Origin of the sequence: Sodalis sp. dw_96 (genome assembly GCF_018449575.1) — a bacterium.
Taxonomy (GTDB): Bacteria; Pseudomonadota; Gammaproteobacteria; order Enterobacterales; family Enterobacteriaceae; genus Acerihabitans.
Genome location: NZ_JAAVUT010000016.1, coordinates 110,404 through 117,743, shown reverse-complemented (window position 1 = coordinate 117,743; position 7,340 = coordinate 110,404). Strand labels below are relative to the sequence as shown.

The following is a 7,340-nucleotide window of genomic DNA, read 5'->3' as shown; positions in this document are numbered from 1 at the left end:
TGACATCAAGGCCGATTTGGGTATCCCGACCTCCATCCGTGAAGCCGGCGTGCTTGAAGCGGATTTCCTGGCGAAAGTCGATAGGCTGGCCGCGAATGCGTTCGATGACCAGTGTACCGGCGCCAATCCGCGCTATCCGCTGATTGCCGAACTGAAGCAGATCCTGCTGGATACTTACTACGGCCGCAAATTCGTCGAGCCTTTTGACAACGTTGCGCCCGCGCCGGTCGAGGCCGTCATCGGCGGCAACGCCGCGATGGGGCAAAACGACGGCGCCCAGCAGAACACCAAAAAATTGAAGGCCGACAGAAAGATGAGCCATACCGTCGGCTGAGGAATGGACGCCTTCCCGCGGCGGGTGCCCGCCGCCAGGCTTCCACCGAGCCCCTCGGCGGAAAAATACGGCCGCAGGACGAAAAGGCGAAGTGCACATTCAAACGAAAGCGATCCTCATTACATTATGGAGTGTATTTGTTATGTCAAAAGTAAAAACGTTACAGTATTTAGCCGGCGGCCGCTGGCTCGATTCCAAAACCACCCGCTTTATGGATGTGCGGAATCCCAGCACCGGTGAAATCATTGCCAAAGCGCCCTGTTGCACCGAGGAGGAAGTGAAAACCGCCATCGCCGCTGCCCGCAAAGCGTTCCCGGCCTGGTCGGCTACCCCGGCGATTAAACGCGCGCAGATCATGTTCCAGATCCGCGAACTGCTGATTAAGCATGAAGAACGCCTGACGGAACTGGTGGCGCAGGAAAACGGTAAAGCCTGGGGCGATGCCCAGGGAGATGTGTTGAAGGCCAAGGAAGGTACCGAACTGGCCTGCTCCGTTCCGACATTATTAGCCGGTGAAAGTCTCATGGACGCCTCGGTGGGTATTGATACCACCCTATTCCGTGAACCCATCGGGGTATTTGCCGGTATCGTGCCGTTCAATTTTCCCGCCATGATCCCCATGGGCTGGATGGCCCCACTGTGTATCGCTTCCGGCAATACCATTGTCATTAAAGCGGCCAGCATGACGCCGATGACCTGCATGGAAATCGCCAAACTCTATCAGGAAGCCGGCGTGCCCGACGGCGTCATTAATATTGTGACCTGCTCGCGCAACGAGGCCGATCTGTTCCTGACCCATCCCGATGTCAACGGTGTCTCCTTTGTCGGCTCGACGTCGGTGGGTCTGCATGTCTATTCCAAAGCGGCGGCGCACGGCAAACGCGTCCAGGCGCTGTGCGAAGCCAAAAACCATGCGTTGGTACTGGCGGATGCGCCTATTGCCCGCACCGCGGCGGGCATTATCAATGCCGCGTTCGGCTGTGCCGGCGAACGCTGCATGGCGCTGCCGGTGGTAGTGGTCCAGGAAGAGGTGGCCGATCAACTGGTGGCCGCCATACTGGAAAAGGCCAAAGCCCTTAAGGTCGGGCCGGGTTACCGGAAAGAGACGGATATGGGGCCGGTTATTTCTCCCGAACATAAAAAATCGGTGGAAAACTGGATAACCAAAGGGATCGAGGAAGGCGCCAAACTGGTGCTGGACGGCCGTGGCTATAAGGTCGAGGGTTTTGAGAACGGATATTATGTCGGCCCCACGCTGTTTGACCACGTGACCGAGGAGATGAGTATCGGTACCGAGGAAGTTTTCGGCCCGGTGTTATGTTTTAAACGGGTGAAAAACTTTGAAGAAGGCCTGCAGGTCATGAACCGGAATCCGTTAGCCAACGGGTCGGTTATTTTCACCCAAAACGGCCACTATGCCCGCGAATTTCAGAAGCGGACCCACGGCGGCATGGTAGGTATCAATGTGGGTATTCCGGTGCCGGTGGGTGTCTTTCCGTTCTCGGGCCATAAGAATTCATTCTTCGGCGATCTCCATTGCCTGGGTAAAGACGGCGTGCGTTTTTACACCGAAACCAAATGCGTCACCAGCCGCTGGTTTGATGAGGAAGAACGCAAACGTGAAAAAGTGGATTCCTGGGACGGCACGATTTAATCATTGTTAATGTTGGTTCAGCGGTTACGGGGTGGTCATATGACCGCCCCGCCTGCGCTAATTCACCAGAAACGAAAAAGCTTCTTCGCCATAATAGCTTTGCTGATAAAGAACTCTGACATCCTCCACATCAGGATGACCGGGATTGGTCAATGTACAGGGGTCGGCCAACGCGTTTTTGCTCATTCTTCCCACCACGGAATTGAATTTTTTCTCTTCAATGGCCACCTCCCGGCATTCCTTTAAGGTAAGGGGAATATCCAGCCGCCGGTTGAGCTCCCGGATTGCTTCTATCAGGTCTTTTATTCTCAGTGTTTTTTCCAACTGGCGATATTTATCGGTGGAGAGACGATTATATTGAATGATATAGGGCAGCATAATGGCATTGGCCAGTCCGTGGGTAATACCGAACTCACCCCCGATCTTATGGGCCATGGAATGCACCAACCCCAGCGAAGCATTGGTAAAGGCGATGCCGGCCAGGGCGGAGGCGTTATGCATATTATAGCGGGCAGTCATATTATCCGGCTGCAGATAAGCGATTTCCAGATTTTCAAACACCAGTTGGATTGCCTCGACGGCATAGGGATCGGTAAAAGAGGTTGCCGCCGTGGAAACATAGGCTTCGAGGGCATGAGTAAGCACATCCATACCGGTATGGACGGTAATATCCGGCGGCATTTTCGCCGGGATACAGGGGTCGAGAATAGCGATATCCGGCACCATGTCCGCTGCCACGATGGGATATTTAATATGGTTTTTCGTATCGGTGATAACCGAAAAAGCAGTGATTTCCGACGCGCTGCCGCTGGTGGAGGGGATCGCCACGAAGCGTGCTTTGGTGCGCAACGGCGGCATTGCGCCAACGGGGATGATGTCCTCGAAACTCAATTCCGGATGTTCATAAAAACACCACATCACTTTGGCGGCATCCAGTGCGGAACCCCCGCCGATGGCCACGATCCAGTCCGGCTTAAAGGCCAGCATCGCTTCGGCGCCTTTGCGCACGGTTTCAACCGAGGGGTTGGGCTCGACATTATCAATAATGATGCATTCGAACTTTGCCTGTTTTAACAGGTCCTCGGCCCGTTTTAAAAACCCCAGGCGTTTCATGGAACTGCCGCCGGTCACCAGTGCGGCTCGTTTACCGGTTAATTGCGATAAATGATCTAACGCATTTTCTCCATAAATAATATTACGTGGTAATGAAAAAGTTGAGATTGTCATAGTAAGTCCTCATATATTTGAGTAATTAAAAATGATTTGTGCATCATCCGGGTTAACGATTAAAATGACTCTTTTGGCGGTAAACATCTTTCGCCCAAATAACCCGAATGCTTAAATTAATTTATTTCAACATAATAAGGGCCATTATCCACCTCAGGATATTTAAGCGCGGTCCGGCCGTATCGCGCGTGTTATCGCCGCCCTGGCAATAACAGATGAAGGTCATGTTTTTGCGGAGCAACGCTCGGGAAGTGTCATTGTGTTTATTAGAACATTTATTTCAATAAAAAATAATTATGAAATTTTAATTTTTAGATCCGGCTCATAAAAAAAAACGCACTGAGGTTACTCGCAGATGACCGACTGTCATAGTGCGTTTCGCGGGGCGAAGGTTTTGTTGCCCCGCGCTTTCGGCATCAACGTTCCTGATCGAAAACGATGCCTAACTGACGTCGCACCTCGTCAATGGTTTGCATGGTTATCAGTGAATCCTCTATCGACCGCAGCGGGGATTCCGTCAGGCCTTGTCCGATGCAATAAGCCAAATGGACGGCTTCATGGTAGATATGATCATAAGCGTATTTGGGCTCCTCATAATGAATAACGTGCTTGTCGTTATCGTAGACATGGAAACTGCCGGGGGTGTAAAACATCCCGTCTAAAACGATAAATCCTTCCGTGCCGGCAATGGTGGCCGCGCCAGGGGTATGGCTAAGTAAAGTGGTATGCAACACAGACTGGTTGTCATCCTGGTGAGTGAGGATAATGGATGCCTGCCCGTTGACGCCGGTGGGCGCCTGCTGTCCCGACGCCAGGACGCTTTTCGCCGGACCGAGAAGTTTTGTGGCAAAGGCCACCGGATAAGACCCCAAGTCCAGCAACGGGCCGCCGGCCATATCGGCACGCATGATACGATGATCGGGATTAAAATGTTCGCCATGGTCGGCAACAATGGAACGAATTTCGCCGATAACCCTTGCCTCGAGCAGTTGACTCAGCACGTCGAACTTCGGCAAGAACCAGGTCCACATCGCCTCCATCAGAAAAACATGGCAACTTTGCGCGGTATCCCGCAGCAGCGAGACTTCACGGGCATTGAGCGCCAAGGGTTTTTCCACAAGGACGTGCTTCCCGGCGCGCATGGCGGCCAGCGCGCAGGGTAAATGCAGATGATGGGGCGTGGAGATATAAACCACATCCACATTCGGATCGTTGATCAATTCTTCGCTGGAACCCCAGGCCCGAGGAATGCCGAAACGTTCGGCAAAAGCCCGGGCACCCGCAAGATCGATGTTACCGACAGCGACGATATTCTGTTGAGTATGCTCCTTAACCGACGCGACAAAACGCTGGGCAATCCAGCCAGGGCCTAATATCCCCCAGCGTAACGTCGGTGCTCTCAGCGGATCGGGATTTCTGGCGACGGGCAGTCTAGTGGGTAACGCCATAAAAGAACTCCTGTTTATAGGTTAAGAAATCTGTTTTGGTTAAAAAGCGATGCAATTAATTCGATTCGCTTTCCAGCGCTGTTCCCTGTCTTACATTGCAATAAACCAATTATCCAACATGGACATTTACTTATTTTTTCAGCACTCCTCTGCTATTTATTCAGTGCGGGATGCTCTGCGGGTCGATGCAGTTTTTCAATTTGCCGGGCCATGACCCCTTCAATATCATCAAGAGGGATGCCCTTTGTTTCCGGGACGAAACGCTGCAAGAAGAGAAAACAAAGAATATTCAGCCCGACGAACAGCCACATGGAAAAGGCGCCGTTGAAATGGCGCTGTAACCAGAGATTGTCATTGAGAACCGGGAAGAATTGAGTAATTAGGAAATTGGCCAGCCAGAGCAGGCTGACGGCCAGCCCCATTCCGAAGGCGCGGATTTTTAGCGGAAAAATCTCTGAAATCAGTACCCAGGCGCCGGAACCCCAGCTCATGGCATAGAGCAGGATAAAAAACAGGATGCCGAAGATGGTGATGTAACCCGTATTGTGCGTATAAAGACTGAATGAGGTTATCAGCAAACCGATAATCGCGCCCAGGGTGCCTATTTTCATTATCGGCATCCGACCGAAACGATCGAAAAGAATAATACCGATAAGGCCGCCGATAACATTGAATAAGGCAATAAAAATCGTCTGGAACAATACGGTTTCCGTATTACCGCCGCCATTTTGCAATACCAGAGGCGCGTAATACATCATGACATTGATGCCGGTGCATTGCTGCAATACCGCGATGAGACAACCGACAATAAGGGCAAATTTCAAGACCGGCGACGTCGCCAATAGCGAGAATGTCCCGTTGGTTTTCGTGCCCGGCGCCGCATCCGCTTTGAGCAAACCGGCGTGTTCGGCGTTAAATTCCGGATAGATTCTCCGGAGTACGGCGGCGGCTTTTTCTTTTCCGTTGCGATTATTGCGATTTACGTTCCATACCGGCGATTCCGGCAGGAACAGGAGCAAAAGAAACATGCTGATGGCCGGAACGAGCTGGGCGGCCATCATCCAGCGCCATCCTTCATTTATCAGCCAGGATTCCGCCATGCCGCGGGCAATAAAAAAATTGACGATGAACACGATAATCTGACCCAGCCCCACCGACAGATTATAGATGCCCGACGCCTTGCCCCGAATAGCCGAGGGTGAGATTTCCCCCATGTACATGGGAGAGGCGGTTCCCGTCAGCCCAACCGCCAGACCGCAGAGGATCCGGCTCAGGGAAAACAGCGTGAAAGAGGCAAACCAGGCCGAACCCGCGGCCGAGAGTATAAACAGCAACGCGGCAAGCAGCAGCGTGGCTTTTCGACCGATACGGTCGGCAATTTTTCCGCCCGCCAGCGAGCCGGCGATACAACCGATGATAATACTGGACACCGCCCAGCCGACCTCCACCGGCGTCAGTTGGTAATAACGCTGTATGGAATGAACGGCACCAGTGATGACCGACGTTGAATAACCAAACATCAGGCCGCCGAGCGCGGCGCTACAGCATAGTAGGTAAACATACCCCGATCGGTACTTGCTCTCGTATGACATATCAATCCTTCCGGCGCGGTGAGTAGTCTAGATAAAATGGATAATTATGGATTTTTTATTTCAATGTTGGGGATTTTTTATCATTTATGGAATTTTTATTTTTCTAACCAGATCAAAAAAATGATAATTTTTAAAAATTATCATTCATCGTGCATTTTATAAATGCCTGTTTTTTAGGGGTTTAATCTCAAATGGCTATTTTTCTGCGTAGTCTTAATCTCTAGAACGAGGCGGGCACGTTTAGGTTTGGTTATTTGTTTCCGTCTATATTGTAAATAAAATGTTTAAACATGCTTGAATATCAAGCATGTTTTCCCCTGTTCCTCTGGTTTAAAAACGGCCCTATTCCCTGATAACACTCCCTAATGACGCTTCCTGCCCGTGCAAGAATCCGTCAGTCCGAGTAAAATGGAAAATAAAACCTTAATTTTTTTATTTGATTTTTTTATTTCATTATAGGTACAGTAAATGCCTCACTCAACGCATTAAGGAATAGCATGAACGCTAAAATCACCCTGGAGGAACTGCTGCGCCAGGAAGCGGAAATTCATTTTGACAGCTTCGATATGGACTCGGCCTGGGAAATCGGCCAGGGGATACGCCGGCATGCGCTGGAAAATAACAGCCCGGTTTCCATCGAAGTTTACGCTTTCGGACAAGAGCTTTTTCTGGCGGCATTGCCCGGATCGAGCCAACACAACCTTTCCTGGATGCGGCGGAAAAGGAATACCGTGCTGCATGAGGCTCATTCGTCGATGTATGTCGGGTTGGAAAATGAAAAGAACGGACAGCGCATGGACCAGCAGCGTTATACAGATCAAAGCCGGTTCACCGACCATGGCGGCAGCTTCCCGCTGTTGCTGGCTCACGGCGGGATTATCGGTGCCGTAAGCGTAAGCGGTTTACCCTCTCATGAGGATCATGCCCTGGTGGTTTGGGGTCTAAGACAATATTTGGCGAGATAATCCCCTGGGCATGCCCATAGCCACCCGTTTCGGCAAAATTGTGCGCGGGTTCCCATTAAAATAAAATTTCATAAAAAATTATTTGAAATATTTATTCCGTAAATGTAGGGTTGTACGCAA

The 7,340-nt window shown here is 51.1% G+C and carries 5 protein-coding genes and 1 pseudogene; 3 read left to right on the top strand and 3 right to left on the bottom strand.

Annotation, left to right across the window (positions count from 1 at the left end):
- Both HB631_RS20125 and HB631_RS20120 read left to right on the top strand, forming a co-directional pair.
- Positions 1-334: pseudogene (locus HB631_RS20125) on the top strand (hypothetical protein); the annotation flags it as partial.
- Between the two features lie 142 nt (positions 335-476).
- Positions 477-1,988, top strand: a complete 1,512-nt coding sequence (locus tag HB631_RS20120; RefSeq protein ID WP_213992962.1) for a CoA-acylating methylmalonate-semialdehyde dehydrogenase — start codon at positions 477-479, stop codon at positions 1,986-1,988.
- A 57-nt stretch (positions 1,989-2,045) separates the two neighbouring features.
- Here HB631_RS20120 and HB631_RS20115 read toward each other — a convergent pair whose 3' ends face one another.
- From HB631_RS20115 to HB631_RS20105, 3 genes are all read right to left on the bottom strand, one after another.
- Positions 2,046-3,215 (bottom strand): iron-containing alcohol dehydrogenase, encoded by a 1,170-nt coding sequence (locus tag HB631_RS20115; protein ID WP_218627068.1) that lies wholly within the window; start codon positions 3,213-3,215, stop codon positions 2,046-2,048.
- A 416-nt stretch (positions 3,216-3,631) separates the two neighbouring features.
- Positions 3,632-4,663 (bottom strand): Gfo/Idh/MocA family oxidoreductase, encoded by a 1,032-nt coding sequence (locus tag HB631_RS20110; protein WP_213992961.1) that lies wholly within the window; start codon positions 4,661-4,663, stop codon positions 3,632-3,634.
- Positions 4,664-4,815: 152 nt separating this feature from the next.
- On the bottom strand, positions 4,816-6,255 hold the full coding sequence (locus tag HB631_RS20105) for a sugar porter family MFS transporter (protein WP_213992960.1): 1,440 nt from the start codon (positions 6,253-6,255) through the stop codon (positions 4,816-4,818).
- A gap of 497 nt (positions 6,256-6,752) precedes the next feature.
- Here HB631_RS20105 and HB631_RS20100 point away from each other — a divergent pair, with 497 nt between their 5' ends.
- Positions 6,753-7,220 (top strand): heme-degrading domain-containing protein, encoded by a 468-nt coding sequence (locus HB631_RS20100; protein ID WP_213992959.1) that lies wholly within the window; start codon positions 6,753-6,755, stop codon positions 7,218-7,220.
- Positions 7,221-7,340 lie beyond the last annotated feature (120 nt).

Excerpts from the sequence above, each read along its gene's own strand:
- HB631_RS20120 (WP_213992962.1), top strand. The coding sequence starts at position 477 with ATGTCAAAAGTAAAAACGTTACAGTATTTAGCCGGCGGCCGCTGGCTC.
- HB631_RS20115 (WP_218627068.1), bottom strand. The coding sequence starts at position 3,215 with ATGACAATCTCAACTTTTTCATTACCACGTAATATTATTTATGGAGAA.
- HB631_RS20105 (WP_213992960.1), bottom strand. The coding sequence starts at position 6,255 with ATGTCATACGAGAGCAAGTACCGATCGGGGTATGTTTACCTACTATGC.
- HB631_RS20110 (WP_213992961.1), bottom strand. The coding sequence starts at position 4,663 with ATGGCGTTACCCACTAGACTGCCCGTCGCCAGAAATCCCGATCCGCTG.
- HB631_RS20100 (WP_213992959.1), top strand. The coding sequence starts at position 6,753 with ATGAACGCTAAAATCACCCTGGAGGAACTGCTGCGCCAGGAAGCGGAA.